Here is a 25,075-nt window from a genome sequence, read left to right as displayed (position 1 = left end):
CCATAGTGTTTTTGCAATATCCTGCTTGCAACGCCCGAAGGGAATTGCGCCCGGTGCGTTGCTGCGGCAGCCAAGCTTTCTAGCCAGACCTATGTGACACATCGGGGCGGCCCACGGGTGCTTAGGTTTCGAGTTTTCTGGCGATAAAAAACGAGTCCTGTACAGTTTTGACTTTCGAGGACGGTTGGGTTCTTTCCGAGAACCGCTCTAGTCCTCCCAGCGCCGGACCTTCTGCGGCAGCCTGCGCCAGCGGTTGGGGCGGAACCGGGCCTCCAGACGCCGCCAGCCATAGGCCAGCGCCCCCACCACGCCCGCGCCCACTGCCAGCACCCACAAGGTGGTGAGGAGCCAGAACACCAGAAGCAGGCCCACCGTTCCGGCCAGAACCAGCAGAAGCACCCCCAGGGGGCCGCGCGGAAGATTGAAGTTGAACTGTCTCACGTATTAAGGATAGGGCAAAAGCCATGAGGCAAATGATGAGACCGCTGCAATTGGGATGTTTAACGAATTGCTGTGTGATTTTTGGCCTTACCTTCCCTTGTGGTGGCCTATAATGCCCCTTGTATGCCAGGTTCCGACAGCCTCCCGATGGTGTTTGCTGCGGCCTTGACCGACCCAGGTCGCAAGCGTGCCCTCAACGAGGATGCGGTTAACCAACTCGTTACCCACTATGGCGGTATTTTCATTGTGGCCGACGGGATGGGAGGCCATCGAACCGGCGAAGTGGCCTCGCAGATGGCGGTCAGCCAGATTGTGGAGGTGCTCAAGCGCAGCGAACCCTCGCCCCAGGGGCTATTGGAAGCCTATGAGGCCGCCAACGAGGCCATATACCTGGCCGGACAAAAGCCAGAGTCGCGCGGGATGGGCACTACCTGTACGGCCCTTTGGCTGGACATGCCCTATGCCCTGATTGCCCATGTGGGCGACTCGAGGGCCTATCTTTTGCGCGATGGTGGGCTCATACAACTGACCCAGGACCACTCCTGGGTGGCCGACCGGGTGCGCCAGGGCCTTCTAACCGAGGAGGAAGCCCGCAACCACCGCTGGCGCAACGTGATCACCAATGCCCTGGGCTCCTTCCCCAATGCGCGGGTGGATCTGGTAGGTCTCAAGGTCAAACCCGGCGATGTGTTTTTGCTGTGCTCCGACGGCCTGAGCGGGGTGCTGGAGGACAAGGTGCTCTCCGAGATGATCCTCACCAACCCGCCCGAACCGGCCGTAGCCAAACTGGTGAAGCTGGCCAACGACTGGGGTGGCCCCGACAACATCAGCGCAGTGGTGGTCACGATTGGCAGCCAGGTTCAAGAAAGCCCCAAACCCTACGCCCTCCCGCTGGATGCCAACGACGGCCAGCCGGTGCACCTGCAAAGCGGCACCGACCCCGAGGTGCTCACCACCCAAATTGCCGAACCTCAGAAGAAACCCACCTTCTGGCAGCGCTGGGGCAGTGTGATACTGCTCTTGCTGTGGTTTGGTCTGCTGGGCTTTGTGTTGTTCAACCAGCTTGGCAGCGGGGGAATCCCCTAGTACGAACGCTGGATGACCCGGAGGCCCTGGCCCTCGAGCCAGCCCACCAGCCATTCCACAGCCGCCCGCACCCCGGCTGTGCTGAGGGGAGCCCCAAAGCGGCCGATGCCTACGTACAGGCCGTGGGCGCTGGGACGGGCTTCCAGTAACACGTCTTGGATGAGGTCTTCTTCCTCGAGGTGGGTGTGAAAGTAGTAACCGCCCTCGGGGCCAAGGGCGCGGGTGGCCTCGAGCAGCACCGCCGTGCCGCCCTCGAAGCGAACCACGGTTTTCTCGAAGTGCTTGAGATCGGGTAGCGTACCAGACAGCAAAGCGTGGGGCATGGGATACCTCGGTAGGGGGGGCCAGGGGGTGGGGTCTTCGGCGGTTTTGCGAAAGACCGCGTGGTAGAACGGGCGGCCCTGCGCTTTCCACTTGAGGGCATACTTGGTGGTGAGGTGAAAATCGGGTGGAGGGGGGGTCTTTAGTTCGAAAAGCCCGCTGGCCAGGCCCTCGGCCTGGGCAAACCTCCAGTATTCCTCGTGGTCGGTGGTGAGCAGCAGCTCGCCTCCCTCAGCCAGCCGCGTCGAAAGGCGGCGAAAGAAGCTCTGCTGCAAAAGGCGGTTTTCCTGGTGCTTGGACTTGGGCCAGGGGTCGGGGAAGTTCACATAAACCCGTCTCAGGCTGCGGGGGGCTACCAGGTTCCGCAGGGCAAATCCTGCGGTGCCGTGGTAGACCTGTACGTTGCCGATGCCCTCGCGCCGAAAGCGCTTGAGCGCCCGGGCCACCGAACCTGCCGAGATTTCCACCCCCAGAATCTGCCACTCAGGGTACAGGCGGGCAATCTGGGCGGTAAAACGCCCGTCGCCAAAGCCCACCTCGAGCACCTGGGGCGGCTGGGGCAGGGGGAAATCGGTTGTACCGATGCGAATGAGCACGGGGGGTCATTATAACGTTGAATGTTCAACGGTGAAATAAACATCGTTGGGAACGCTCTCTAGCGATTAGAAAGCCCTTTTATTGACCCGGTTCTTCAGCTTTTTTGTCCCTTGACCCGGATGGTAGACTTTAGCCAGCTATGGTGGATGTGGGCCTCGAGCAAGCTTTTGCCAAGGTGCGGGCATTCCTGGAGGGTGACTTCGAGCACCCCGGTCTGACCCTCTACGATCTGCAGAACCTGGTGGGCTACAGCAGCCGCCTCAAAGTGGATGGCCCCCTCTCCTATACCATGCCCCCCGAGCCAGCCCTGAGCGGGGTGGCGGCGGTACGGCTGTACTACTACCCAAAAGACCCCGAGGTCAACCTGATCGTCGAAATTGAGGACAAGGCCCGCAAGCGCCACCTGCGCCACTTCAAGTGGAACGGCATCTCCTGGACGGCCCCCCGCGGCCTCAAGTCCGACCTGACCGCTACCCGCGAGGTGTTGCCTTCCATCGAGGAAGTGGGGGGCGACTTCTTCCTGGGCTACGCCACCGAAGAAGCCAAGGAACTGGCCGAGGCCATCCGGCGCGGCGAGGCCGCGGGGGCCAAATACATGCTCTGTACCCGCGACAACACCCGCATCTTCTACGCTCCTACCAGTTCGCCCCCTACCGTTCCCTGCCCGCGTTGCGGCAATACCAACATGATCTTCAAAACCCTCACCCTGGCCACCCCCGAAGACCGTATCGAGGCCATTTTGCGCGAGCAGCGGGCCTTGCGCACTGCGCTGGAGGATTTGCTGCTGTACCTCAAGCGCAAACTGGGGCCGTGATCATTGTGCGCTTTTCCAAAACGTAGGCAGTCTGCGTCAGGTTTTTGAAATGCCCAAAAACTCATTAAGCACGGTGTTTATCTTGGTTTTATTTGCCATTTGATAAAAGTTTTTTATACACTGTAAAAAACAAACTTCCTTACGTTTTGCCCGCAAAAAATCTGCTGTAATGTAAGGTCGAAAGCAAAGCTGCGGGTGGAGGGTCAAGCGTCAAGGGATCTAAAACAGAACACCCCATCCATGCCACAACCGCAGGCCAAGTGGCCCATAAAGGAGCGCCGAATGGTTGAAGACCGCGAACTAATCGCTGCCCGTGCAGGGCTATCTGCCGAAGAGCAGATCAAGCTGGAAGATCTAGAAAACCAGGAGTGGCGCGAGAGCCTCGAGTACGTCCTGCGCACCGCCGGGCGCGACCGGGTAGCCCAGCTCATGGAGATGCTCGAGAACTACGCCTACCGCCACGGGGTGGTCATCCACGACAAGGTCAACACCCCCTACGTCAATAGCATCTCGCTCGAGAACCAGCCGCCCTATCCGGGTGATATGGAGCTGGAGCAGCGCATCGCCAACATCCTGCGCTGGAACACCATTGCCATCGTGCAGCAGGCCAATAAAAAGGCCGATGGCATCGGCGGCCATATCTCCACCTATGCCAGCATCGCCGAATTAATGGAGATGGGCTTCAACCACTTTTTCCGGGGCCAGGACTCTCCCGACCACGACAAGGTGTTCTACCAGGGGCATATGTCGCCGGGGGTGTATGGCCGCTCGTTTTTGGAGGGCCGTTTCAGCGCCGACGACCTGGGCAAGTTCCGTCGTGAGCTGCTGGACGGGCCGGGGCGCGGCCTTTCCAGCTACCCCCACCCCTGGCTGATGCCCGACTACTGGGAGTTCCCCACCGTCAGCATGGGCCTGGGGCCCCTGCAAGCCATCTACCAGGCCCGCTTTATGCGCTACCTGGAAGATCGGGGCCTCAAACCCAAGTCCGATGCCAAGGTCTGGGCTTTCTTGGGCGACGGTGAGCAAGACGAGGTCGAGACCCTGGGCGGGCTGCGGGTAGCGGCCTACGAAGAACTCGACAACCTGATCTTTGTCATTAATGCCAATTTGCAGCGCCTGGATGGGCCGGTGCGGGGCAACTCCAAGGTGATCCAAGAGCTCGAGAGCATCTACCGGGGTAACGGCTGGAACGTCATCAAGGTGGTCTGGGGTAGTGCCTGGGACGAACTTTTTGCCAAAGACACCGACGGGATCTTGCTCGAGCGCATGGAGCAATTGGTGGACGGCGAGAGCCAGCGCTATGCGGCCTATGGTGGCAAGGAACTGCGCGAGAAGTTCTTCAACACCCCCGCCCTCAAAAAACTGATCGAGGGCCTGAGCGACGAAGACCTCGACCAACTCACCCGCTCGAGGGGTGGGCACGACAAGGCCAAAATCTACGCCGCTTACAAGGCCGCTGTGGAACACCGGGGCTCGCCCACCGTGATCATCGCCCGCAGCATCAAGGGCTATGGCCTCGGCCCCACCGCCCAGGCCAAGAACGTGGCCCACCAGGTCAAGAAGCTGACCCTGGACGATTTGCGGGAGGCGCGGGACTTCCTGGGGATTCCCATCCCCGACGAAGACCTGGAGAAGACCCCCTTCTACCACCCCGGCAAGGATTCGCCGGAGGTCAGGTACATGCTCGAGCGCCGCAAAGCCCTGGGCGGCCTAATCCCCGAGCGGCGGGTGCGCGAGTACCGGCTCAAAACCCCCGACCTGGCCTTCTTCGAGGAGTTCCTGGCGGGCTCTGGTGGGCGCGAAATCTCCACCACTATGGCCTTCGTGCGGATGCTGACCAAGCTGGTGCGCCACCCCGAGGTGGGCAAGTACATCGTGCCCATCGTGCCCGACGAGGCCCGCACCTTTGGCATGGAGGGCGTGATCAGCTCGGTGGGCATCTACTCGCCCAAGGGCCAGCTCTACACCCCGGTGGACGCTGGTACCGTGACCGTCTACCGCGAGTCCGAGACCGGCCAACTGCTGCAAGAGGGCATCAACGAGGCTGGGGCCATGTGCAGCTTCATCGCCGCCGGAACCGCCTATGCCCACCATGGCATCCCCACCATCCCCTTCTACATCTACTACTCGATGTTTGGCCTTCAGCGGGTGGGCGACCTGGTCTGGGCGGCGGGCGATCAGCGCACCAAGGGCTTTTTGCTGGGGGCTACCGCCGGCCGCACCACCCTAAACGGCGAGGGTCTGCAACACGAAGACGGCCACAGCCACGTGCAGGCCCTGCCGGTGCCCAACATGCCCGCCTACGACCCGGCCTTCGCCTACGAACTGGCGGTAATCTTGCAAGACGGCATGCAGCGCATGTATCAGGACGGTGAGGACATCTTCTACTACATCACCCTGATGAACGAGAACTATGCCCAGCCGGCCATGCCCGAACCACGCGAGGAAACCCGCCAGGGCATCCTGAAGGGCCTGTACCTGTTCAAAAAGTCTGAACTCAAAAAGCCCAAGGCGCGGGTGCAGTTGCTGGGCAGTGGCACCATTCTGAACGAGGTCATCAAAGCAGGGGAGTTGTTGGAGAAAGACTACAGCATTGCTGCCGATATCTGGAGCGTGACCAGCTACAAGGCCCTCTACTACGAGGCCCTCGAGACCGCCCGCACCAACCGTCTCAACCCCGGTGCAAAGGCCAAATTGCCCTATGTGGCCCAGTGCCTCAACGCTAGCGAAGGCCCCATCGTGGCAGCTTCGGACTACATGAAGGTGTTGCCCGATTCGGTATCGGGCTACCTCAATCGGCCCATCCACAGCCTTGGCACCGACGGTTTCGGGCGCTCCGAGACCCGCGAGGCCCTGCGCGACTTCTTCGAAGTGGATGCCAAGCACGTGGTGGTAGCGGCTCTGTCGGCGCTGCGTGGCGAGGGCAAGGTTAACGTCAACACCCTCACCGAAGCCATCAAGAAGTTCGGCATTGACCCTAAGCGGGAGCATCCACACAAACGCTAAAAGTTGTTTGTCCAAAGCCTTTACCTATGGGTTGTTGGTGCGACATACGGGAGCAAACATGGCTGAATTGAAACTACCCGATCTGGGCGATAACGTAGCCTCCGCTGTGGTGGTGGGGGTGTTGATCAAGGAAGGCGATACCATTGCGGCAGGGCAGCCGGTGTTGGAGCTCGAAACCGACAAGGCTGTGATGGAGGCCCCTGCTTCTGAAGGCGGTACGGTTTCCAAGGTTTTGGTCAAACCAGGCGACGAGGTGAAAAGCGGACAGGTAATTGCGGTGCTGGGGGATGCCGCGCCCAGCGCAGAGAAGCAGGAACCCAAAGAGAAGCAGAAACGCAAAGAGGAAGAGGCTGCACCGGCCTCTGCCCCGACCCCGGCGCCTGCGGCCACCCCATCCGCTCCCGCAGCCACACCCAGGCCTCCGGTTTCGGCGGCACCGGCGGGCCAGCGCAGGCTGATTCCGGCGGCCCCCAGCGTGCGCAGGCTGGCCAGGGAGATGGGCATCAACCTGGTGGAGGTGGTGGGCAGCGGCCCGGCCTACCGCATCTCGGAAAACGACCTCAAGCGTTTTGCAGGTGGGGAAGCTCCGGTGGCCCCAGCGCCACAGCTCCTCAGCACCCCCGCGCCTGCCCTGCCCGACTTTAGCAAGTTTGGGCCGGTGCGCCGCGAGGCCATGTCGGGGGTTCGCCGGGCCACTGTGCGTAGCATGGCCCAGGCCTGGAGCACCATTCCCATGGTCACCCAGTTCGACAAGGCCGACATCACCGAGATGGAGGCCCTGCGCAAGCGGATGGCCCCCAGGGCCGAGCAACGGGGGGCCAAGGTCACCATGACCGCCATCCTGCTTAAAATTGCCGCGGCGGCCCTCAAGCAGTTCCCCAAGTTCAACGCCTCGATTGATACGGCGAGCAACGAAATCATCTACAAGGACTACATCCATATCGGCGTGGCGGTAGACACCCCCACGGGCCTGCTGGTGCCGGTGGTGCGCGACGTGGACAAGAAGGGGGTGATTGCCCTGGCCAAAGAGCTGGGCGAGATTGCCGCCAAGGCCCGCGAGCGCAAGCTAACCCCGGAGGAGATGCAAGGGGCTACCTTTACCATCTCCAACCTGGGCGGTATTGGCGGTACTGGCTTTACCCCCATTGTCAACTGGCCCGAGGTGGCCATTATGGGTGTCTCGCGCAGCAGCATGGAGCCGGTGTGGAACGCCGAAAAGGGCGTGTTTGAACCCAGGAACATCATGCCCTTCTCGCTCTCCTACGACCACCGTCTGATTGATGGGGCTGACGCGGCCCGCTTCTGCCGCTTTGTGGCCGAGCTGCTAGAAGATCCCTTTTTGCTGGGGTTTGAGGGCTAACCTTTAGCTTTTCGCGGTTTTATACCGTTTCCGCCTGAATCCTTCACCGTTGGACGCAGTTAGAGGTGAAGGATTCAAGCCGACCGAAGGGAGTAGAAAAGCATTTCGGTAGTATCGTTTAGACTTGCCAAAGTGAACGATACTGCCGAAATGCGTATTATCTGGGTTGGAGGGTCGGCTGGGCTGGTTGCAGCCGACCCTCCCTGCATTAACCTGTTCGACTAGGAAGGGCGGTGGATGTGCTCGAGCACCCTCTGCACCACCCCATCCAGGTCGAGGTGGCTGGTGTCCAAGATAATGGCATCCTTGGCTGGGGCGCTCTGGCGCTTATCGGCCTCGTCGCGCCGAATGATTTCGGCCAGCACCGTGTCGAAGGCGGCGCCCCGCTCGGGCACGCGGCGCTGGGCCCGTACCTCGGGGTTGGCGGTGAGGTAGAACTTGTAGCGGGCCTGGGGAAACACCGTGCTGCCCATATCGCGCCCATCCACCACAAAAGGGGGTGGAATCTGGCGCAGCACCTGGTTGACGTACTCGCGGATGGCCGGGCGCACCGCTACCGCCGAGACCCTCTGGTCGACCTCGAGGCTGTGCAAGGCCTTGCTCACCTCGTGACCGTCCAGAAAAACCAGGTTCTGGGTGGGGGTGGGCTGGAGCTCGAGGCGGTGTTTCGCCAAGCGCGTCTCTATCTCCTCGGCAGAAACGTTCTCGAGCAAGCATATCAGGGCCACTGCCCGGTACAGCAGACCGCTGGAGAGGTAGGGAATGCCCAGACGCTGGGCCACCAGTTTGGCCACGCTGGTTTTGCCCGAGGCGGAGGGGCCATCTATGGTAATGATCTCGTTCATGGGTGATGGACTGGACGGGATGATGTAGAGGCTATACCTGGCCAGCCAGGCGATCCAGATCCTGCCAGAAGCTCGGGAAGCTGATGCTGGCCCACTCGGCGTCCTGCACCGTGACCCCTTTAGGCAGGCCACACACCGCAAAGGCCATGGCGATGCGGTGGTCGTGGAAGGGCTCAACCAGGCCGCCCCCCGCCACGCTGCCGCCGCGAATCCGCAGCCAGTCGGGGCCTACCTCGACCGGCACCCCCAGGTTTTGCAGGTTTTTGGCGATGGCCGCCACCCGGTCGGACTCCTTGACCCGCAGTTCCTCGAGGCCCGGAATATGGGTTTCGCCCTCGGCCCAGGCCGCCGCCGCCGCCAGGATGGGCACCTCGTCCACCATCAGCGGGATGAGCTGGGGGTTTACCGCTACACCCCGGAGCTGGGAGGAGCGGGCCCGGATCCAGCCCACCGGCTCGCCGTCCTGCCCTTCGGTCACTTCCCAGCTCAGGTCGGCCCCCATCTCTTTGAGCACCGCCAGCAGCCCGGTGCGGGTGGGGTTGAGGCCCACGCCCTCCAAGGTAACCTCGGAATCGGGGGTGATCAGGGCGGCCACGATAAAAAAGGCCGCGCTGCTGAAATCGCCGGGTACGGTCAGGTCTTTGGCGGCGAAGGGCTCGGCCCGGCGGGTGCGAATCAGGCGGCCTTCTACCTCGATGGGCAGGCCGTAGTGCCTGAAGACCCGCTCGGTATGATCGCGGGTGGGGGCCGGCCCCACCACCTCGGTATCTTCCTTGGCAAAGAGCCCCGCCAGCAGCAGGGCGCTCTTGACCTGGGCGCTGGCCACCGGTAGCTCATAGTGGATGCCCCGCAGCCCGCCGCCCCGGATGGCCAGGGGGGCCAGTTGGCCGTTCTCACGGCCTTCGATGCGGGCGCCCATCTGCCGCAAGGGGGTGGTCACCCGGCCCATGGGCCGCCGCCGGAGCGAGGCATCGCCGGTAAGCACCGCGAATATCTCCTGCCCCGACAAAAGCCCCGCCACCAGCCGCATCAGGGTACCGGCGTTGCCGCAGTCGAGCACATCGCCGGGTTCTTTGAGCCGCAGACCCACCCCTTTAATGTGAAAATGCCCGTCCTGCTCTGTAATCTCGGCTCCTAGCTGGCGCATCACCTGGGCGGTGGAGAGGGTGTCGCCGGCTTTGAGTGGGTAGTAAAGCGTGCTTTCGCCCTGGGCCAGCGCGCCCAGCATGAGGCCGCGGTGGGTGACCGATTTGTCACCGGGAACCCGGAGGGTGCCCTTGAGGGAGGGGGTAGGGGAGATGAGCCGTTCCATAAGTCCAACCGGGATTATAGCCTGTACATGCAACCTGCCCGAGATCTTGGAGTGTTGATTTTTTCCGCTGCGAGGAGGGGAGTTGGCGAATAGCGTACTCGCTTGGCTGGGTGATTTGCCGTTATAGTGGGGTGTCATGGATGCTGCACACAACGCCCCTGAGCCTCGCTACTGGGAGAAGATTCGAACCGTGGCCGACACCCTGCGCGAGCTCGAGGGCCCCATCATCGTGGTCTCGCACGTAGACCCAGATGGCGACGCCATTGGCTCGTCGCTGGGGCTCTTTCGAGCCCTGCAAGCCCTGGATAAAAATGTGACCTGGATTGCCGACCCCCCGCGTTTCCTGCGCTTTTTGGTGCGGGAAGAGGAGTACAGTGACCCCATCCAGCAGGTGCCGGAGGGGGCCACCCTGGTGGTGCTGGACTCGGCGGAGCCCAGCCGGGTGGCGGGCGCGCCGGTGGAGGGATTTGTGATCAACATTGACCACCACGGCACCAACCCGCGCTTCGGCTACCTTTCGGTGGTAGACCCCTCCAAGGCTGCCACCGCCCAGATTGTCAAAGACCTGATTGACGCACTGGGGGTCACCTGGACGCCCGAGATTGCCACCCCGGTGCTCACCGGCCTGATTACCGACACCGGCAATTTTCGCTTTGCCAACACCACCCCCGAGGTGCTGCACACCGCCGCCGAGCTGGTGGGGTACGGGGTGCGACTGGCCGAGCTGACCGACCGCTTGCAGTGGCGCCCGGTGGGCTACTTCAAGGCCATGGGGGCGGTGCTCTCTACGGTGGGGTTCCACTTTGAGGGGTTGTTGGTGACGGCCCATATGCCCACCGGGATCAATGTGGAAGACTCCGACGATTTTGTAGGCATCATCCGCTACGCCGAGGGCAGCCAGATCGCGGTTTTTTTGCGTGAACGCGAGGAAGGCGTGAAGATCAGCATCCGTAGCCGCGGCGGGGTCTCGGCCCAGGCGGTAGCGGTCAAGCTGGGCGGCGGGGGCCACGTGCCGGCGGCGGGGGCCACCCTGCGTGGCCTGACCCTGGAGGAGGCCTACCCCAGGGTGCTGGCGGCGGTGGAGGAAGAGCTCAGGCGGGCGGGCTACCTATAGCACGGTCCGTCGGGGAAGCTGCCTGTAGACAAAACCTGCCCTGTGCGTAGCGAGGGTTCTGCGCAGGGCCTGCCGATCGCTGGGACAGCCACGGTACCGATGTGGCTGTTCGGGTGTCTTTTTGATCCTGTATTTATCTTGACGATGACCCTTCCAGCCCATACCATTGCATAGAACCTTACCCGCCCAGGGTAAGCAGTTCTTCTATCCAGAGCAGCGGAGGGAACGGCCCGATGAAGCTGCGGCAACCTGCGGGGGCAATCGCCCATTACCGAGAAACCCCCGCGCTTGGTGCCAAATCCGCCCCGGTGTCGCTAGGCACAGCAAAGGCATCAGGGGAAAGATGGAAGAAGGGAAAAAAGCCCTTCTTCGAGCAGGACTGAAGGAGGGTAGATGGATTTTTCCAGTTTGGCTGTTTTGAGTGGGCTTCCCCAACAAGATCCCCATAATGCGGTGGGTGTGCCGATCTACGCGACGGCGGCCTATGGTTTCGCCGATCTGGAGGACGGCGCCCATAAGTTTGCCACCAACCAGGGCTACACCTACACCCGCCTCCAGAACCCCACGGTAGCGGCCCTCGAGGCCCGTCTTACCGCCCTCGAGGGGGCTTTGGGGGCGGTCTGCCTGGCCTCGGGGCAGGCCGCCAGCTTTGCCGGCCTGCTGGCCCTGGTGCGCGCGGGCGATGAGGTGGTGGCCAGCCCCGGTTTGTTTGGCGGTACGGTGGGGCTGTTGAACCAGGTGTTTGGCCTGATGGGGGTGCGGGTGCACTTTGTGGCGCCCGAGGTGGCGGCGGTGCAGGCGGCTTTGAACGAGAAGACCCGGGCGGTTTTTGTGGAGGTGCTGGGCAACCCCTCGCTCGAGCTTCCCGACCTGCAAGGGCTGGCCGGGCTGTGCGAGGCCCACCGGGTGGCCCTGGTGGTGGACAACACCTTTGGCGCGGTGGGGGCCCTGGCCCGCCCCCTGGAGCACGGGGCGCACGTGGTGGTGCACAGCCTGACCAAGTGGGCCAGCGGTCACGGCTCGATTCTGGGCGGGGTGGTGCTCTCGCGGGAAACCACCCTCTGGCAGCATTACCCGCAGTTCACCAGCCCCGATGCCCAGGGCAAGATCCCCTGGGAGCAGTTCGGGGCGCGGTGTTTTCTGGAGCGGGTGCGCCAGTTGGGGCTCTCGCTGGGCGGGATGGTGCTCTCGCCCTTCAACGCCTACTTGCTCTTTCAGGGCCTCGAGACGGTGGCGCTGCGCATCGAGCGGGCCAGCCAGACCGCGCTGGCCCTGGCCCGCTGGCTGCAGGCCCAGCCCCAGGTGGCCTGGGTGCGCTATCCGGGTCTGCCCGGCGACCCGGCCCATCCCCGGGCCACCCAGTGCCTGCGCGGGGGATATGGCAGCATCCTGACCTTTGGCATCCGGGGGGGGATGGAAGGGGCCAGCCGCTTTATGGCCCACCTGAAAATCATCCAGGCGCCCAATGTGGGGGACGCCCGCACCCTGGCCGTGCACCCCTGGACCACCACCCACAGCCGCATCCCTGAGGCGGCCCGCCGTGCAGCGGGGGTGGGCCCGGAGACCATTCGGCTTTCGGTGGGCCTCGAGAGCCCCCAGGATCTCCGGCAGATGCTCCTGGAGGCGCTGGCCGGCGTGGAGCAGGTGGGCCATGAAGATTAGCACCCTGCTGCAAAGCAGCCGGCCAATTTTTTCCTTCGAGTTCTTCCCGCCCAAAACCCCCCAGGGCGAGGCCGCGCTGTTCCGCACCCTGCACGAACTCAAGCCCCTGAGGCCGGCCTTTGTCTCCATCACCTATGGGGCCGGGGGCAGCGAGCGCAACAAGACCGCCGAGTGGGCCGCCCGCATCCAGAAGGAGGTGGGGCTCCTGGCCATGGCCCACCTGACCTGCGTGGGCAGCACCCGCGAGGAACTGCTGGCCCGGCTGCACGATTATGCCCAGGTGGGGGTAGAGAACATCATGGCGCTGCGGGGCGACCCCCCCCAAGGGGCACGGGAATTCCAGCCGGTGGCCGGGGGTTTCCGCTACGCCGCCGAGCTCATTGCCCTGATCCGGGCCGAGTTTGGCGACCGCTTCGCGGTGGCTGGGGGCGGCTACCCCGAAGGGCATCCGGAGGCGGTGAGCCTCGAGGCCGACCTGCACCACCTGAAGCGTAAAGTGGAGGCCGGCCTCGACTTCGTGGTCACCCAGCTTTTCTTCAACAACGCCCTCTACTTTGGCTTCGTGGAGCGGGCCCGCCGCATCGGCATCCAGGTGCCCATTGTGCCGGGCCTGATGCCCATCACCGACCTAGCCCAGGTGCGCCGCTTTATGGATCTGTGCGGGGCCAGCATCCCAGGGCCGCTGCTTTCGCGCCTCGAGCGGGCCCAAAGCCCCGAGGAGGTGATGGAGATTGGGGTCGAGCACGCCACCCGCCAGGCCCAGGAGCTGCTCGAGGCCGGGGTTCCGGGCCTCCACCTCTACACCCTCAACAAATCGCCAGCCACCCGGCGGGTGATGCAAAACCTGCAGATGGTTTTGCGCTAGGGAAGAACACGGCGGGTTTGAATGATCCGTTGCCGAATCAACCTTCTCCCCACGAGCAAACCGCAAAGTGTGGGACGCAGAAGCCGTTCATGCTGCAGTGCAGCCTATTTGCGAACCCCAAAAGAGTAACGCAGACGTAACGCCTTGCGTTCTATGCTAAGAAGTGAAGGAATCTGACCTGGCCAGGGGTGGAACTTCGTATCGGGTTTGGCCCAGAGGCAACTTGGGGTGCAGAGATAGGCGTAAAGGTAGGGTTGTGTATGGCAAAGTCTGGGGTGCTAATCGCAGCGGAAGTGACGCCGCATTCTGGACAGACCCAACAGGCCGCCAGGGCCTTGCAAGAGTTGGGGTTTCGGGTGTTGCATATCGGTTCCACGGTTAGTGTGCAAGCGCCTCAGACGCTCTGGCGCGAGACGTTTGGGGTTCGCTTTACCCGGCAGAACAAGATCGTTCTGAAAGAGACTGGGCTGTCTCGAGCCTATCCCGCCCCGCGCCCCGAAACCCTGCAAATTCCCCCTGCATTGGAAAGCTGCATCGCTTCGATTGCCTTTGTAGAGCCCCCGGAGCTTTTTAGCTGACGGCAGCGGTGTTGTGGCTTTTGCCCGGGGCTCGAGCCACCGGTGAAAAACGAGGTGTATTGGACGGACTACAAAAGGAGGGATGTATGGCCAGCACTAAAACAAAAAGCAGCAGGAAGCGGATTCGTATCGAGCAGGAGAACGTGGTGTTCGAGGCGGTACTACGGCCCGAGGAAGAAGGGCGCTCGCTTTTCGCCCCCGATGCGGTGCTCAGCGCCGAGACCCTGGATGCATACCGCCCCCCGGTGGGAAGTGCCCAGTTGGCGGCGTTGCAGTTGCAGCAATTGGGCTTCAAGGTGCGGCACGTAGGCACGTTCTCAATTAGTGCCGAAGGCCCACGACGCTTGTGGGAGAAGGTGTTCAAAACCAAGGTGGGGGCACGCACCCAGCTCTTGAGCGAGGCCCATCCCGAGATCGGTGAAATCACGTACTGGTCGCACCTGCCCGATACCCCCTTCACCATTCCTGAAGAAATGACCCCGCTGATTGAACGGGCCTACCCGCAGTGGCCGCCCACATTTTTTCAATCGCCGCTGCCGCCCAGGGTGAAATACCACCACTTGCAGGTACCCGGTGATGTGGGGATGATCTGCCGCTCGCCCCTGGTGCACAAACACGGGGTGACCGGAAAAGGGGTGCTGGTGGCGATGCCCGACACCGGCTTCTATAAACATCCTTTCTACGCTTGGCATGGCTACAACTACCAGGCCACGCTGTCTCCGGACGCTATTCGGGTCGAGCGCGATGAGGTAGGGCACGGCACTGCCGAGGCCGCCAACATCTTCGCCAATGCGCCGGATATTGATTTTATTGGGGTTAAGATGGGGGCCAACGCCACCCTGGCCTTCAAAACGGCCTCCGACCTCTATCCGGCGGTGATGACCAACAGCTGGGGCTACGACATTCGCACCGCGCCGCTGCCCAATTTCCTCAAGCCCCTCGAGGCTGCGGTAATTGAAGCGGTGCGAGACCGGGGCATCGTGGTGTGTTTTTCGGCAGGCAACGGACACTTTGGCTTCCCGGCCCAGATGCCAGAAGTGATCGCGGTGGGTGGGGTGTATGCCAAAGCCGCCCTGGTGGGCGACGATTTCGCTATGGAGGCTTCCAACTATGCCAGCAGCTTTGATAGCCCCATCTATCCGGGACGGCACGTGCCGGATGTCTGTGGATTGGTGGGGATGCAGCCCAGGGGCATCTACATCATGTTGCCGGTAGAGCCGGGCTGCCAGATTGATACTGGGCTGGCGGGTGGGGCTTTTCCGAGCGGCGACGAGACGGTAGCCAACGATGGTTGGGCCGTCATCAGTGGAACCAGTGCTTCCTCGCCGCAGGTTGCCGGGGTGTGTGCCTTGCTCAAACAGGTTCAGCCCGGTTTGTCGCCTGGCTTGGTCAAGGCCATTTTGCGGGCTTCGGCGCGGGATGTGAAAACTGGGCAGAGCCAGCAGGGCCAGCCTGCCGGGGAGGGCCATGACGGGGCTACCGGAGCCGGGTTGGTGGATGCCCACGCGGCTTACAAACTGGCCCGCTCGGTGGTGGTATGCGACCTCGAGACCCTTCCACCCCCCCGCTAGCGGAGGGGATCGTTCCTTCAATCGCCTGATGTTACCGTTTCCGCTTGAATCCTTCACCGTCATGCGTAGTCAAAGATGAAGGATTCAAGCCGACCGAAGGGAGTAGAAAAGCATTTCGGCAGTATCGTTTAGACTTATAAAAGTGAACGATACTGCCGGAATGCGTATGAGTGGGCAAACCAGGCTGTTGACGATGCTCTACCGCTCGGTTAATAAGCAGAGGGTGCTGCCCGATACTGCCCCCTCAACATTTTCTCAAGACCTGCTTTCGGTATCCGCTTTATACTGGGACGAAAGCAGGGAGGAGCAATGCGTTTGTTGCGGTTTCTAGGGCGTCTGTTGCTGGTGCTGGTCGGGTTGGTGTTGGTCGGCGGGCTGGGCGGCTGGTTTTGGTTGCGGGCGGCGACCATCCCGCAGCATTCGGGTCGGCTGGCCCTGAAAGGCCTCTCTGCGCCGGTGGAGATGAACCGTACCGCCGAGGGCGTACTGCACATCAAAGCCCAGACCGATGAAGATGCTTTCTTTGCCTTGGGCGTGGCCCACGCCCAGGATCGCCTGTGGCAGATGGAATTCCAGCGCCGGGTGGGGGCCGGGCGGCTTTCCGAGGTGATCGGGAAGGCCACGCTGGAGCAAGACCGCTTCTTGCGCACCTGGGGCTTCTATAAAGCCGCCGAGCAGGCCTATGGGAGCCTATCGCCCTATGCCAAGGCGGCCGTGGATGCCTATGTGGCCGGTATCAACGCCTACCTGTCCACCAACCCGCCGCTGCCGCTCGAGTTCCGCCTGCTGGGTTTCAGGCCCGAACCCTGGAAGCCCGCCGATGTGCTGGTCTGGGCCAAGATGATGTCCTACGACCTCTCGGGCAACTGGCGCGGCGAGTTGCAGCGCCTGCAATGGGCGGCCAAAGGCATGACCCCAGCCCGCATGGCCCAGCTCAAACCCCCCTACCCCGCCGATGCACCCACCGTGCTCCAGGCCGAAGACCTGCAACAGCCCCCGCCGCCCAAGCCGGACGGCGAGTCGGCGCGCACTTTGCTGACGTTGGCGGGCCAGATGCCCCGGGCACTGCACCTGCCGGGCGAGCTGATGGCCCGGGCCTCGAACAACTGGGTAATTGGCCCCTCGCGCACCGTGAGCGGAAAACCCCTGCTGGCCAACGACCCACATCTGGGTCTGGGAGCCCCGTCGGTGTGGTATCTGGTGCACATGGAAGCCCCTACCTACAAAGCCATCGGCAGCAGCTTTCCGGGGCTTCCGGCGGTGGTGATTGGCCGCAATGAACGCATCGGCTGGGGGGTCACGACCGTCGGAGCCGATGTGCAAGACCTCTATATCATGGAGGAGGTTCCGGGTGGCTATCGCTATAAAGGGCAGCTCGAGCCCTGGCGTACCCGAAACGAGGTGATCAAGGTCAAAGGGGCACCCGACGTGACCCTCCAGGTGCGGGAAAGCCGCTACGGGCCGGTCATCAACGATGTGGTGAGCAACCCCGGCGCACGGCCCCTGTCGTTGCGTTGGACCAGCCTCGACCCCACCGACCGCACCATCGAGGCCTTTTTGGGGATTGCCCGGGCGCAAAACTGGGAAGAGTTCAAGGCCGCCCTGGCCCTCTACAGCGCCCCCAGCCAGAACTTTGTTTATGCCGACGTGGACGGCAACATCGGCTATATGGCCCCGGCCCGCTTTCCCATCCGCAGGCCCGGCCACTCCGGCCTGATGCCGGTGCCGGGCGACGGCGACTGGGACTGGCAAGGCTACCTGCCGCAAGATCAGTGGCCTCAGGTTTACAATCCCCAAGAAGGCTTTATCGTTACGGCGAACAACAAGGTGACCTCACCCAACTACCCGCACACCATCTCGCTGGAGTGGGAGGAACCCTACCGCGCCCGGCGCATCCGCGAGCTGATCCTGGCCAAAGAAAAACTCTCCCTAGAAGACATGGTAGTCATGCAGCAGGACATCACCAGCCTGCTCTTCAGGGAATTCAAGCCCGTGTTGGAAGTGCTCAATCCGCTCTCGGAGAACGCCCGCCAGTGGAAGGCCCGCTTGCTGGCCTGGGATGGGGCGATGCGAACCGAGCAGCTCGAGCCCACGGTCTTCCAGGCCTGGTACACCGAACTGACCCGCCTGCCCAGCCAGGAGGTGGAACAGGCGTTTTGGGAGCAGCCCCGCTATCTGCTGGCCGCCATGCGCCAGGGTGACCCAGCCTGCCAGACCCCCGATACCCAGACCTGCCTGGACTTTGCCGCCCTGGCGCTCGATAAAGCCCTCGACCGCTTTGGCGGCAACCCCCCGCGCTGGGGCGAGGTGCACCAGGCCACCTTTCCCCATGCCATCCTGACCAACGTTTCGCCGCTGAACCGCCTGTCCGACCGGGCCGTGCCCCACGGGGGCGACCGCTACACCCTGAACCGGGCCTCCTACGACCCCAGCACCTTCCGCATGACGGTGGGGAGCAGTTACCGGCACATCCTGGATTTTGCCGACCTCGAGCGCTCCATTTTCATCATCCCGATGGGCCAGTCCGGGGCGGTTTTGTCGGGCGGCTACGACAACCTGTTGGCCAGGTGGGCAGGCGGGCAGTACCTGCCCATGCGCATGAACGAGACCAGCTTCAGAACGCGCCAGACCCTCGAGCCCCTGCGCTAGGGCAGTAGGGTTTTGGTATTGACAAACCCTCGCTCGAGGTTTACTGTACTAGATAGCTAGTGCACTAAGGAGGTGGCTAGATTGTGGAATTTAGACCTAGAAGCGGGGCCGATTTATGCGCAGATTGTGCGGGGGGTGGAGCGGATGCTGGCTAATGGGAAGATGAAACCAGGCGAAAAATTGCCTTCGGCACGGGAATTGGCTGCAGAGTTGAAGGTGAACCCCAACACCGTGATTCACGCCTTTAGCCAGTTGGAAATCGCCCAGATAACCGAGACCAAACGCGGCCTGGGCACTTTTGTGCGCGAGGATGTGAATGTAGAGGGCATCCGGCTTCGAATCTTGCAGGAGGCTGCTTCACGTTTTTTGACGGAGGTACAGAGCCTGGGGTTGAGCTTGGAAGATGCCCAAAAGGCCCTCAAAAAAGTGGGCCCCAATGGCCAGGGGGAGGCGTAATGCTGGCGAAGCTTTCGCACGTAACCAAGCGCTATGGCAAGACCGACGGGGTGCACGACCTGAGCCTCGAGCTCCATCCAGGGCAGGCAGTGGGGCTTCTGGGCCTGAACGGCTCGGGCAAAACCACCACCCTCAAACTGCTGGCCGGGATGCTCTTTCCCACCCAGGGCCGGGTGGAGGTGCTGGGCAAAGCCCCGCGCGAAAACCGGGGCCAGATTGCCTATCTCTCCGACGCCGACAACCTGTACGCCTGGATGACCCCCGGTGATGCCGAGCGTTTTATGCAGGGGCTGTACCCCGACTTCAACCCCAAGCGCTACCGCGAACTGCTGGCCTTTTTAGAGGTGCCCCAGCAGGGCTATCGCTCGATGTCGCGGGGGCAACGGGCGCGGCTGCGCCTGGCAATGGTGCTGGCCCGCGATGCGAGGCTGTTTCTGCTCGATGAGCCGCTCTCGGGCATAGACGTGATCTCACGCGACCGCATCCTCAAGAGCCTGGTGCTGGAGTGGCGCGAGGACGCTTGCTTGGTGCTCTCGACCCACGAGGTCAGTGAGGCCGAGGGGATTTTTGAGCGGGTGTTGCTCTTGAAAGAAGGCCGACTTGCGATGGATGCCAAGGCCGAGGATTTGCGTTCCAAGGGGCAAAGCGTGAAGGACGCCTTTATCGAGGTTTTGGCTTGATTGGGTTGGGGCTTTAGGCAGGGGAGAGCACGGGCAGTTGATGGTGGAGTGTTCGCCGGTTTCTCCAACAATCTGTCCAGCTAGGAGGTATACCTAAATGAACGCATTTACTACACTGTTGTGGCTCGAGTTTCGCAAGTTTAGCGGTTTTGGGCTTGCGCTTTTGGTGGTGGGGGTGCTCTGGTTTTTTGTGGCCCGGCAGTTCTTCGAGTGGAACGGGAGCAACCTCGAGTCTGCCGCCGCCGTGTTTGGCATAACCTTTCTGAGCGCATTTGTGGCGAGCATGGCTTTTCTGGTAGCCCTCGCCCAGGATTTCGCGCGCGAGTACCGCGCTGGGCGCTGGGCGCTGCTGCTGGGCTCGCCCCGGCCGGGCTGGCTGCACTTGGCGGTCAAAGCGTTGTTTGGCCTAGTGGTGTTGACCCTCTTCAACGGGGGAATGTGGCTGGTGCAAGCCTTCTGGCTCGGCCAAGCTGGGGTCAACCTGCCCTTCGGCTTGGGGGCTAGTGCGTGGCTCTACTTGCTGGGGGGGCTGGCCCTGGTGGTTCCGGCGCTTTTCACGGGTCTTTGGATTGCGGCCTACATCCCCGGTAAGGCCACCACCCTGGCTTTCTTCATCGGCGCGATAGGGCTGGGGCAAGTACTGGAGTGGAGTGCACGGCTCTTTGGTAACTGGTTTTACGAACTGCTACCGCCCTGGAAACTGCCCGCGCCCAGCATGGAGCAGAACCCTGCGGTACGGGTGCAGTGGGAGAGCTTTCCGGGCCTGCCCACCGAGGGCTTTGTGCTTTTGGCAGTGTTAACAGTGCTGTTCTTTTTGGCTACCAGCCGTCTGTGGCAGGAAGTGGAGGCCTGAGATGCCCAATGCGCATTTTGGAACCGTCGAGGTCATCGTGTTTGGGGTGGTGTTCGCCTGGCTGATCTACGCAGGCTATCGCCTTTGGACGGGCACCTTTAGCCCGACGGCCCGCTGGGTGGGTGTTGGTTTTGTGGCCCTGGCGGCCCTGGGGCTGGCCCAGGACTTGTTCGATATCAACCGTCAATCGGTCAACGCTGGGGTGGTCTCGGCAGACACGGGTGTGGTGAGCGAGGTGGTGGTGGTGAGTGGCGGTGGGCTTTGTATCGAGTGCGACCGCAGTTTGGAAGGGGGCAAATACCGCTTGCGCGGCAACTGGGTCGCCGGTGAGTACACCTTGCGACCCCAGGGAACCCAGCCCTACGCGCTCAGTTATCAGAGCGGAACTGCCCGTCTCGATGGGGCTAGATTGAGCAGCGGTTGTGCCATCGGCCGGATTTCCGATGAGGTGAAGCTTGAACTCAGCGGAGCCCGCCAAGTGGTACTGGAAATTGGCCCTGGGGCAGCATGCTCCAACTGAGCAGGGGACTGTGTTAATCCCCAGCCACCCCACATCGGTTTTTACGCGACATGACCAGTGTCACATTACTTCTGACACTGTCACCCCAAACTGGGCTCGAGCATACTGGATAGAGGTGAGGGAAGATGGTGGATGTTTTGGTTCAACCCGTACACTTTTTCAAAGCCCCTGCAGAACGAAAGCCCAACCTGGTAGCTCCGTTTTTCATCGTGGTGGCCGGAACTGTAGCGGCTTCGCTGGGGCAGATCCTGCTGGTTCGGTTGTTGCCCAGTCTGATACCCGGAGGGATTCCCGTGCAACTGGTGTTTGCCCTGGTGGGTGGGGTGGTCTTTGGGATGTTGCTGTGGGGTGTGGGGGGGCTGATTATTCGCCTTCTGGCCGGGCCGGATAGCCGGGCCTGGGAGGTGTACGGCTGGGCCAATGTACCGGCCTTGCTGGTGGGGCTGGTGCTGATACCGTTTGGGGCCTTGTTTCCGGTATCGGGTGACCTGCCCCCCCTCCCACCGGCTACCGACCCCGAGGCGCTACGGGCCTGGCAGCGCGAGTACCAGCAGGTGATTGGAGCCGCAGTGGGAACCCGCGTGCTGCAAGGATTGGGGATTTTGGGTTCCATCTGGTCGTTCTGGATTATCTGGTCGGGCCTTCGGGTACTGGCTCCCAGCCGGGCGCTCCTGGCCACGGTGGGGGTAGCGGTGGTTTCGCTGGCCTTTACATTATGGGGCATTCTGGCCCAGCGTTGAACGGAGTACTATGAAACGATGGATGGCGGTTTTGGGGGTATTGGCTTTGCCGGTGTGGGCCTTTGGGCCGCTCGAGGCACTGGCCTACCAAAGCCCAGAACTGGGCCCCGCCCAAGCCGCGCTCGAGGGCGCGCGACAGCGGGCTGGGGCCGCGAATCTAGGGCTTTCCAGCAACCTCTCGGTAGGCCGTAGTGATGACACCAACAACTACTCGCTGGGGGTGAACTGGCAGTGGAACTTCACCGGGCGCATAGATGCAGCCCTGGCGGTGGGTCGCGCCGAGCGGCAGGTGCGTCAGGTGCGGCGCGATGGGCAAAAAAATGCGCTTTTGGCCCACGCCAACCTGTGGCAGGCCCAAAGCCGGGTGGCTTCCAGTGCGAAGAGGTTGGAGGTTGCACGGGTGCGGCTGAGCGTGACCCAGCAGCGGGTGGCTTTGGGGGCGGTATCGGCTGTCCTGCAAGAGGAAGTAGCCTTGGCGGTGCGCCAAGCCGAGCTCACCCAGCGACAGGCGCAAAGCAGCCTCATCGGCACTAGAGCCGAGGCCGCACGCTACGGACTATCCGGCGACGCGCTACCTCAAACGGTTCGGTTTGCCCTGCCCGAGGTGGGCGCTGAGCGCAGCCCAGCCTACCAAGAAGCCCTCGCAGCACAGCAACTGGCCCAGGCCAGGTTAGACGAAGCCGTGCGCACCCTGCTGCCTGAGGTCAGCGTGGGCGCGGGCTATATCGGTAGCGACGCGCAGATTCAAACCGGGGCTTCCTGGACAGGTCGGGGGCCGGGGGCCAGTGTTTCGCTGGGAAGCATTCCCAGCGAGGTGAGTGCTTTGCCGGTCAACCCGGTGACGGGGTTGCGCCCTGGGCAGAACGAGTGGAAGCTGAGTGTGGGGGCGCGGGTGGTGTTCCCACTGGAAGCCATTGCAGGCTTGCGCCAGCTCGAGGCCGAACGCGACCTGGCAACGGTGCGTTTGCAGCGCACTTTGGAGGAGCTTGCTTTGCGCATAGCCTCGGCTCGAGCCGAGGCTGCTCTTGCCTTGGAAGGGGTTTCGATTGCCCAGGCCCGACTGGAGCTAGCCAAAAGACAGGAGACGCTGATGCAGGCCAGGGTACAGGCGGGAAGCGCTAGCTCGATCGAGTTTTTGGAGGCGCAGGCTGGTCTATTCGAGGCCGAGACGGGGGTGGCCCAAGCTTGGCAGGGTTACATCGTGGCCAGTGCTGCGTATTTGGATTTGACCGATGGAGAATGGAGTGTGCAATGAAGCTGAAGGTAATACCCTTGGCCCCAAATACTCGAGGGGTGCTATTTGCCTTGTTGCTGGTATTTGGATTCGCACTGTCTGCTGGCCTGGCACAGCCAGTGAATGTGTTTCTGCAAGATGCCTACAAAAAAGATGCGGCCTATCTGGATGCGGAGCGTTCGCTGGCGGCGGCCCAGGACGAACTGCGCAAGGCCCAGAGCGACCCCGAAATTGCGCCTTTGCTGCTGACCAGGGCTCAAGAAAGTGTGGCGGTGGCCCAGGCCAAGCTGGTCCAAAGCCGCAAGGAAGCCCTGGCTCGAGCCCTCGAGGCCTACAGCGGCGTTTTACTGGGTCAGACCGACCTGGCCCTGACCCAGCAGCGCAAGGAACTAACCGCTTTGCAACTGCAAGCTGCCAACCTGCGCTTCCAGGCCGGCGCAATTTCGGCGGCTGAGCTGGCCAGGGTGCGCGACCAGGATGCCCAGGCTGCCTCGGCGGTGCGTACTGCTCAGCGTGCCCTGGATCAGGCCCTGGCCCGGTTGCGGCCCTACGGCGAGGTGCGGGTGCAAAACCTACCCGAGCCTGGAACGGTGGATATAGACAAATTCGGCATCCAGAACCACGCACGCTTGCTCGAGCTGCAGCAACAGGTACGCGAGGCCGAACGGGCCCTGGCACTGGCTTCCGGCCCCGATACCGCGCCCCTAGACAAGACCGCCCGCGAACGGGATCTGGCTCGAGCCCGTACTGCCTTAGGTGACGTGGAACGTACCCTGGGCGATACACTGGAAGCCAGCAAGCGCCGTCTTCAGAGTGCGCAGGAAAACTACCGCTTGGCCCGCGAGTCGCAAGTCCGCCTGGGCAACGAACTGCTGGCAGCCCAACGTCGTTTCCAGGCCGGCGCCATTGCCCAGGTGATGCTCAAACAGGCCGAACTGGCCAAGGCCGAGGCAGACCGCTCTGTGCTGGCTGCTCAGATCGAGGTTTGGAACGCTATATATGCCTTGCAGGTTGCGGGGAGCAATTGAGCGGGAGGTGCGATGGAATGAGCCAACCGTTGTTTGTCCTCGACCCTGGATACCGAACGCTCGACCCTACTGGAGATTAAACGAATGAGACGCTGGATTTGGATTGTGCTGGTAGCCCTTTCGCTGGGCCTGACCGTTTTTGGCCTGATGCGCCCCAGGGGCGAGCAGGGCCTTTCGGTGAATGTGGTGCGGGCTGAACGGGGCGAATTTGTGCGCGAAGTACGGGCTACCGGTACCGTCGAAGCCCGCCTCTATACCCTCACTTTTCCCCGGCCAGGACGGGTAGCCGAGGTGCGGGTGAAGGAGGGACAGGCGGTGCAAGCAGGGCAGGTTTTGGCGGTACTCGAGACCGTGGGCGAGCAATCGCAACTGCGCTCTGCCAGGGAAGCCCTGAGGGCTCTGCAAACGCGTGTCTCAGCCCAGGAAGCTGATTTTCGCAGCAACAGCACCCGCTTACAGAATCAACTGGCCGAAGCACGGCGCAACCTGAGCCTGGCCCAACGTCTGTTGGGTATCGGCAGCGCTGCACAAAACGAGGTGAATCAACTCACGCGCCAGGTGGCCGACTTACAAGCCCAACTCACCAGCCTGAGCCAGACCCGCGCCAGTACCCAGCGTGAACTTCAAGCCCAGATCGAGGCCCGACAAACCGAGATTGCTGCGTTGGAACGAACCATTTCGCAGTCCTCGCTGCGGGCTCCGGTAGCGGGCGTTGTCTCGAGCGTAGGCTTCTTGGTTGGCGTCGAAACCACCGCGCCCAGTGGTAGCGGAACCTCGCTCAGTACGCCTTCCATTCGGCTGGTGGAGGCAGGCAGCTTGCGCGTACAAGCGCGTCTGTCCGAGGCTGATATCCCATGGGTACGGCCCGGCCAGCCGGTGCGTATCGAGCTGGATTCCGCGCCCAACCAGCCTTTGCAGGGCAAGGTAGACCGCCTGGGGGTACAGGCCGAAGTCGCCGGAACCGGGGGAAGTGCGGTGCTACCGCTGTTTATCCGCTTTCTAGATCCGCAAGCCGAAAACATCGCCCGCCCTGGCCTAACCGCTACTGCTCGCATTACCACCCTTCGCTTACCAGACGTAATTAAGATTCCTTTGGAAACCTTGGTCGAGGAAAAGGGTCAAAACTTTGCCTGGGTGGTAGACGAAACCACCCGCACCGCCCAAAAGCAGCCCATTACCCTCAAAGCCCGCAACCTTACCCAGGCTGCCGTAGAAGGCATCCCCGAAAAAAGCATCCTGGTCTCCTTGCCTCCCGAGGCACTCAAGGAGGGAGGTAAGGTGAGCTACCGCTTGCCCCAGCCCGGGGGACAGCAGTGATTGCAAAGAGCCAACAGCCAATGGCA

Annotated in this window: 22 protein-coding genes and 1 riboswitch; of the genes, 18 read left to right on the top strand and 4 right to left on the bottom strand. The window is 62.4% G+C overall.

What is annotated here, in order from left to right:
- Nucleotides 1-207: 207 nt before the first annotated feature.
- On the bottom strand, nucleotides 208-441 hold the full coding sequence (locus tag WKI89_RS02585; RefSeq protein WP_337867664.1) for a hypothetical protein: 234 nt from the start codon (nucleotides 439-441) through the stop codon (nucleotides 208-210).
- Nucleotides 442-564: 123 nt separating this feature from the next.
- Here WKI89_RS02585 and WKI89_RS02580 point away from each other — a divergent pair, with 123 nt between their 5' ends.
- Nucleotides 565-1,527 (top strand): Stp1/IreP family PP2C-type Ser/Thr phosphatase, encoded by a 963-nt coding sequence (locus tag WKI89_RS02580; protein ID WP_337867663.1) that lies wholly within the window; start codon nucleotides 565-567, stop codon nucleotides 1,525-1,527.
- Here WKI89_RS02580 and WKI89_RS02575 read toward each other — a convergent pair.
- On the bottom strand, nucleotides 1,524-2,444 hold the full coding sequence (locus WKI89_RS02575; RefSeq protein ID WP_337867662.1) for a methyltransferase domain-containing protein: 921 nt from the start codon (nucleotides 2,442-2,444) through the stop codon (nucleotides 1,524-1,526). The genes WKI89_RS02580 and WKI89_RS02575 overlap by 4 nt on opposite strands.
- A gap of 140 nt (nucleotides 2,445-2,584) precedes the next feature.
- On the opposite strand from WKI89_RS02575, the gene WKI89_RS02570 reads away from it, so the two are divergent.
- The 3 genes from WKI89_RS02570 (at nucleotide 2,585) to WKI89_RS02560 (ending at nucleotide 7,625) form a co-directional block, all read left to right on the top strand.
- Nucleotides 2,585-3,259, top strand: coding sequence for a hypothetical protein (locus WKI89_RS02570; protein WP_337867661.1), 675 nt, complete (start codon nucleotides 2,585-2,587; stop codon nucleotides 3,257-3,259).
- 282 nt (nucleotides 3,260-3,541) lie between these two features.
- Nucleotides 3,542-6,265 carry a pyruvate dehydrogenase (acetyl-transferring), homodimeric type gene (gene aceE, locus WKI89_RS02565; protein WP_337867660.1) on the top strand — a complete coding sequence of 908 codons (2,724 nt, stop codon included), beginning with the start codon at nucleotides 3,542-3,544 and terminating at the stop codon, nucleotides 6,263-6,265.
- Between the two features lie 58 nt (nucleotides 6,266-6,323).
- Nucleotides 6,324-7,625, top strand: coding sequence for a 2-oxo acid dehydrogenase subunit E2 (locus WKI89_RS02560; protein WP_337867659.1), 1,302 nt, complete (start codon nucleotides 6,324-6,326; stop codon nucleotides 7,623-7,625).
- A gap of 221 nt (nucleotides 7,626-7,846) precedes the next feature.
- Here WKI89_RS02560 and cmk read toward each other — a convergent pair whose 3' ends face one another.
- Nucleotides 7,847-8,470: a (d)CMP kinase gene (cmk, locus tag WKI89_RS02555; RefSeq protein WP_337867658.1), complete on the bottom strand. Its 624-nt coding sequence runs from the start codon at nucleotides 8,468-8,470 to the stop codon at nucleotides 7,847-7,849.
- 31 nt (nucleotides 8,471-8,501) lie between these two features.
- Nucleotides 8,502-9,782: a 3-phosphoshikimate 1-carboxyvinyltransferase gene (gene aroA / locus WKI89_RS02550; RefSeq protein WP_337867657.1), complete on the bottom strand. Its 1,281-nt coding sequence runs from the start codon at nucleotides 9,780-9,782 to the stop codon at nucleotides 8,502-8,504.
- Nucleotides 9,783-9,918: 136 nt separating this feature from the next.
- On the opposite strand from aroA, the gene WKI89_RS02545 reads away from it, so the two are divergent.
- The 14 genes from WKI89_RS02545 to WKI89_RS02480 all read left to right on the top strand — a co-directional run bounded on the left by WKI89_RS02545 (nucleotide 9,919) and on the right by WKI89_RS02480 (nucleotide 25,049).
- Nucleotides 9,919-10,896 (top strand): bifunctional oligoribonuclease/PAP phosphatase NrnA, encoded by a 978-nt coding sequence (locus WKI89_RS02545; RefSeq protein WP_337867656.1) that lies wholly within the window; start codon nucleotides 9,919-9,921, stop codon nucleotides 10,894-10,896.
- A gap of 201 nt (nucleotides 10,897-11,097) precedes the next feature.
- A riboswitch (SAM riboswitch) is annotated at nucleotides 11,098-11,246 on the top strand.
- Between the two features lie 43 nt (nucleotides 11,247-11,289).
- Nucleotides 11,290-12,558, top strand: coding sequence for an aminotransferase class I/II-fold pyridoxal phosphate-dependent enzyme (locus WKI89_RS02540; protein WP_337867655.1), 1,269 nt, complete (start codon nucleotides 11,290-11,292; stop codon nucleotides 12,556-12,558).
- Nucleotides 12,548-13,423: a methylenetetrahydrofolate reductase [NAD(P)H] gene (gene metF, locus WKI89_RS02535; RefSeq protein WP_337867654.1), complete on the top strand. Its 876-nt coding sequence runs from the start codon at nucleotides 12,548-12,550 to the stop codon at nucleotides 13,421-13,423. The genes WKI89_RS02540 and metF overlap by 11 nt, the downstream gene beginning before the upstream one ends.
- A 260-nt stretch (nucleotides 13,424-13,683) precedes the next feature.
- Complete coding sequence (locus tag WKI89_RS02530; protein ID WP_337867653.1) at nucleotides 13,684-14,001, top strand: hypothetical protein; 318 nt, start codon at nucleotides 13,684-13,686, stop codon at nucleotides 13,999-14,001.
- Nucleotides 14,002-14,087: 86 nt separating this feature from the next.
- Nucleotides 14,088-15,572, top strand: a complete 1,485-nt coding sequence (locus tag WKI89_RS02525; RefSeq protein ID WP_337867652.1) for a S8 family serine peptidase — start codon at nucleotides 14,088-14,090, stop codon at nucleotides 15,570-15,572.
- Nucleotides 15,573-15,881: 309 nt separating this feature from the next.
- Nucleotides 15,882-18,221, top strand: coding sequence for a penicillin acylase family protein (locus WKI89_RS02520; RefSeq protein WP_337867651.1), 2,340 nt, complete (start codon nucleotides 15,882-15,884; stop codon nucleotides 18,219-18,221).
- A 72-nt stretch (nucleotides 18,222-18,293) separates the two neighbouring features.
- Nucleotides 18,294-18,677, top strand: a complete 384-nt coding sequence (locus WKI89_RS02515) for a GntR family transcriptional regulator (protein WP_337867650.1) — start codon at nucleotides 18,294-18,296, stop codon at nucleotides 18,675-18,677.
- Nucleotides 18,677-19,357 carry an ABC transporter ATP-binding protein gene (locus WKI89_RS02510; RefSeq protein WP_337867649.1) on the top strand — a complete coding sequence of 227 codons (681 nt, stop codon included), beginning with the start codon at nucleotides 18,677-18,679 and terminating at the stop codon, nucleotides 19,355-19,357. The genes WKI89_RS02515 and WKI89_RS02510 overlap by 1 nt, the downstream gene beginning before the upstream one ends.
- A gap of 97 nt (nucleotides 19,358-19,454) precedes the next feature.
- Entirely contained in the window at nucleotides 19,455-20,210 is a 756-nt protein-coding gene (locus WKI89_RS02505) for a hypothetical protein (protein WP_337867648.1), read from the top strand.
- A 1-nt stretch (nucleotide 20,211) separates the two neighbouring features.
- Complete coding sequence (locus WKI89_RS02500) at nucleotides 20,212-20,730, top strand: hypothetical protein (protein ID WP_337867647.1); 519 nt, start codon at nucleotides 20,212-20,214, stop codon at nucleotides 20,728-20,730.
- A gap of 125 nt (nucleotides 20,731-20,855) precedes the next feature.
- The gene (locus WKI89_RS02495; RefSeq protein ID WP_337867646.1) at nucleotides 20,856-21,470 is read left to right on the top strand and encodes a YIP1 family protein; all 615 of its coding nucleotides are present in this window, start codon (nucleotides 20,856-20,858) and stop codon (nucleotides 21,468-21,470) included.
- Between the two features lie 10 nt (nucleotides 21,471-21,480).
- Nucleotides 21,481-22,725, top strand: a complete 1,245-nt coding sequence (locus WKI89_RS02490) for a TolC family protein (protein WP_337867645.1) — start codon at nucleotides 21,481-21,483, stop codon at nucleotides 22,723-22,725.
- Nucleotides 22,722-23,732 (top strand): TolC family protein, encoded by a 1,011-nt coding sequence (locus WKI89_RS02485; protein WP_337867644.1) that lies wholly within the window; start codon nucleotides 22,722-22,724, stop codon nucleotides 23,730-23,732. Before WKI89_RS02490 ends, WKI89_RS02485 begins: the two co-directional genes overlap by 4 nt.
- Before the next feature lie 84 nt (nucleotides 23,733-23,816).
- Nucleotides 23,817-25,049, top strand: a complete 1,233-nt coding sequence (locus WKI89_RS02480; protein ID WP_337867643.1) for an HlyD family efflux transporter periplasmic adaptor subunit — start codon at nucleotides 23,817-23,819, stop codon at nucleotides 25,047-25,049.
- Nucleotides 25,050-25,075 lie beyond the last annotated feature (26 nt).

Source organism: Meiothermus sp. (assembly GCF_037443965.1).
GTDB lineage: Bacteria > Deinococcota > Deinococci > Deinococcales > Thermaceae > Meiothermus.
The sequence above is the reverse complement of the archived record's forward strand: the minus strand, read 5'-3'. Positions and strand labels throughout refer to the sequence as shown.

What these genes read in the sequence shown, in the direction of transcription:
- WKI89_RS02580 (WP_337867663.1), top strand. Translation starts at nt 565, where the DNA reads ATGCCAGGTTCCGACAGCCTCCCGATGGTGTTTGCTGCGGCCTTGACC.
- WKI89_RS02570 (WP_337867661.1), top strand. Translation starts at nt 2,585, where the DNA reads ATGGTGGATGTGGGCCTCGAGCAAGCTTTTGCCAAGGTGCGGGCATTC.
- aceE (WP_337867660.1), top strand. Translation starts at nt 3,542, where the DNA reads ATGGTTGAAGACCGCGAACTAATCGCTGCCCGTGCAGGGCTATCTGCC.
- WKI89_RS02560 (WP_337867659.1), top strand. Translation starts at nt 6,324, where the DNA reads ATGGCTGAATTGAAACTACCCGATCTGGGCGATAACGTAGCCTCCGCT.
- cmk (WP_337867658.1), bottom strand. Translation starts at nt 8,470, where the DNA reads ATGAACGAGATCATTACCATAGATGGCCCCTCCGCCTCGGGCAAAACC.
- aroA (WP_337867657.1), bottom strand. Translation starts at nt 9,782, where the DNA reads ATGGAACGGCTCATCTCCCCTACCCCCTCCCTCAAGGGCACCCTCCGG.
- WKI89_RS02545 (WP_337867656.1), top strand. Translation starts at nt 9,919, where the DNA reads ATGGATGCTGCACACAACGCCCCTGAGCCTCGCTACTGGGAGAAGATT.
- WKI89_RS02540 (WP_337867655.1), top strand. Translation starts at nt 11,290, where the DNA reads ATGGATTTTTCCAGTTTGGCTGTTTTGAGTGGGCTTCCCCAACAAGAT.
- metF (WP_337867654.1), top strand. Translation starts at nt 12,548, where the DNA reads ATGAAGATTAGCACCCTGCTGCAAAGCAGCCGGCCAATTTTTTCCTTC.
- WKI89_RS02530 (WP_337867653.1), top strand. Translation starts at nt 13,684, where the DNA reads ATGGCAAAGTCTGGGGTGCTAATCGCAGCGGAAGTGACGCCGCATTCT.
- WKI89_RS02525 (WP_337867652.1), top strand. Translation starts at nt 14,088, where the DNA reads ATGGCCAGCACTAAAACAAAAAGCAGCAGGAAGCGGATTCGTATCGAG.
- WKI89_RS02520 (WP_337867651.1), top strand. Translation starts at nt 15,882, where the DNA reads ATGCGTTTGTTGCGGTTTCTAGGGCGTCTGTTGCTGGTGCTGGTCGGG.
- WKI89_RS02510 (WP_337867649.1), top strand. Translation starts at nt 18,677, where the DNA reads ATGCTGGCGAAGCTTTCGCACGTAACCAAGCGCTATGGCAAGACCGAC.
- WKI89_RS02505 (WP_337867648.1), top strand. Translation starts at nt 19,455, where the DNA reads ATGAACGCATTTACTACACTGTTGTGGCTCGAGTTTCGCAAGTTTAGC.
- WKI89_RS02500 (WP_337867647.1), top strand. Translation starts at nt 20,212, where the DNA reads ATGCCCAATGCGCATTTTGGAACCGTCGAGGTCATCGTGTTTGGGGTG.
- WKI89_RS02495 (WP_337867646.1), top strand. Translation starts at nt 20,856, where the DNA reads ATGGTGGATGTTTTGGTTCAACCCGTACACTTTTTCAAAGCCCCTGCA.
- WKI89_RS02490 (WP_337867645.1), top strand. Translation starts at nt 21,481, where the DNA reads ATGAAACGATGGATGGCGGTTTTGGGGGTATTGGCTTTGCCGGTGTGG.
- WKI89_RS02485 (WP_337867644.1), top strand. Translation starts at nt 22,722, where the DNA reads ATGAAGCTGAAGGTAATACCCTTGGCCCCAAATACTCGAGGGGTGCTA.
- WKI89_RS02480 (WP_337867643.1), top strand. Translation starts at nt 23,817, where the DNA reads ATGAGACGCTGGATTTGGATTGTGCTGGTAGCCCTTTCGCTGGGCCTG.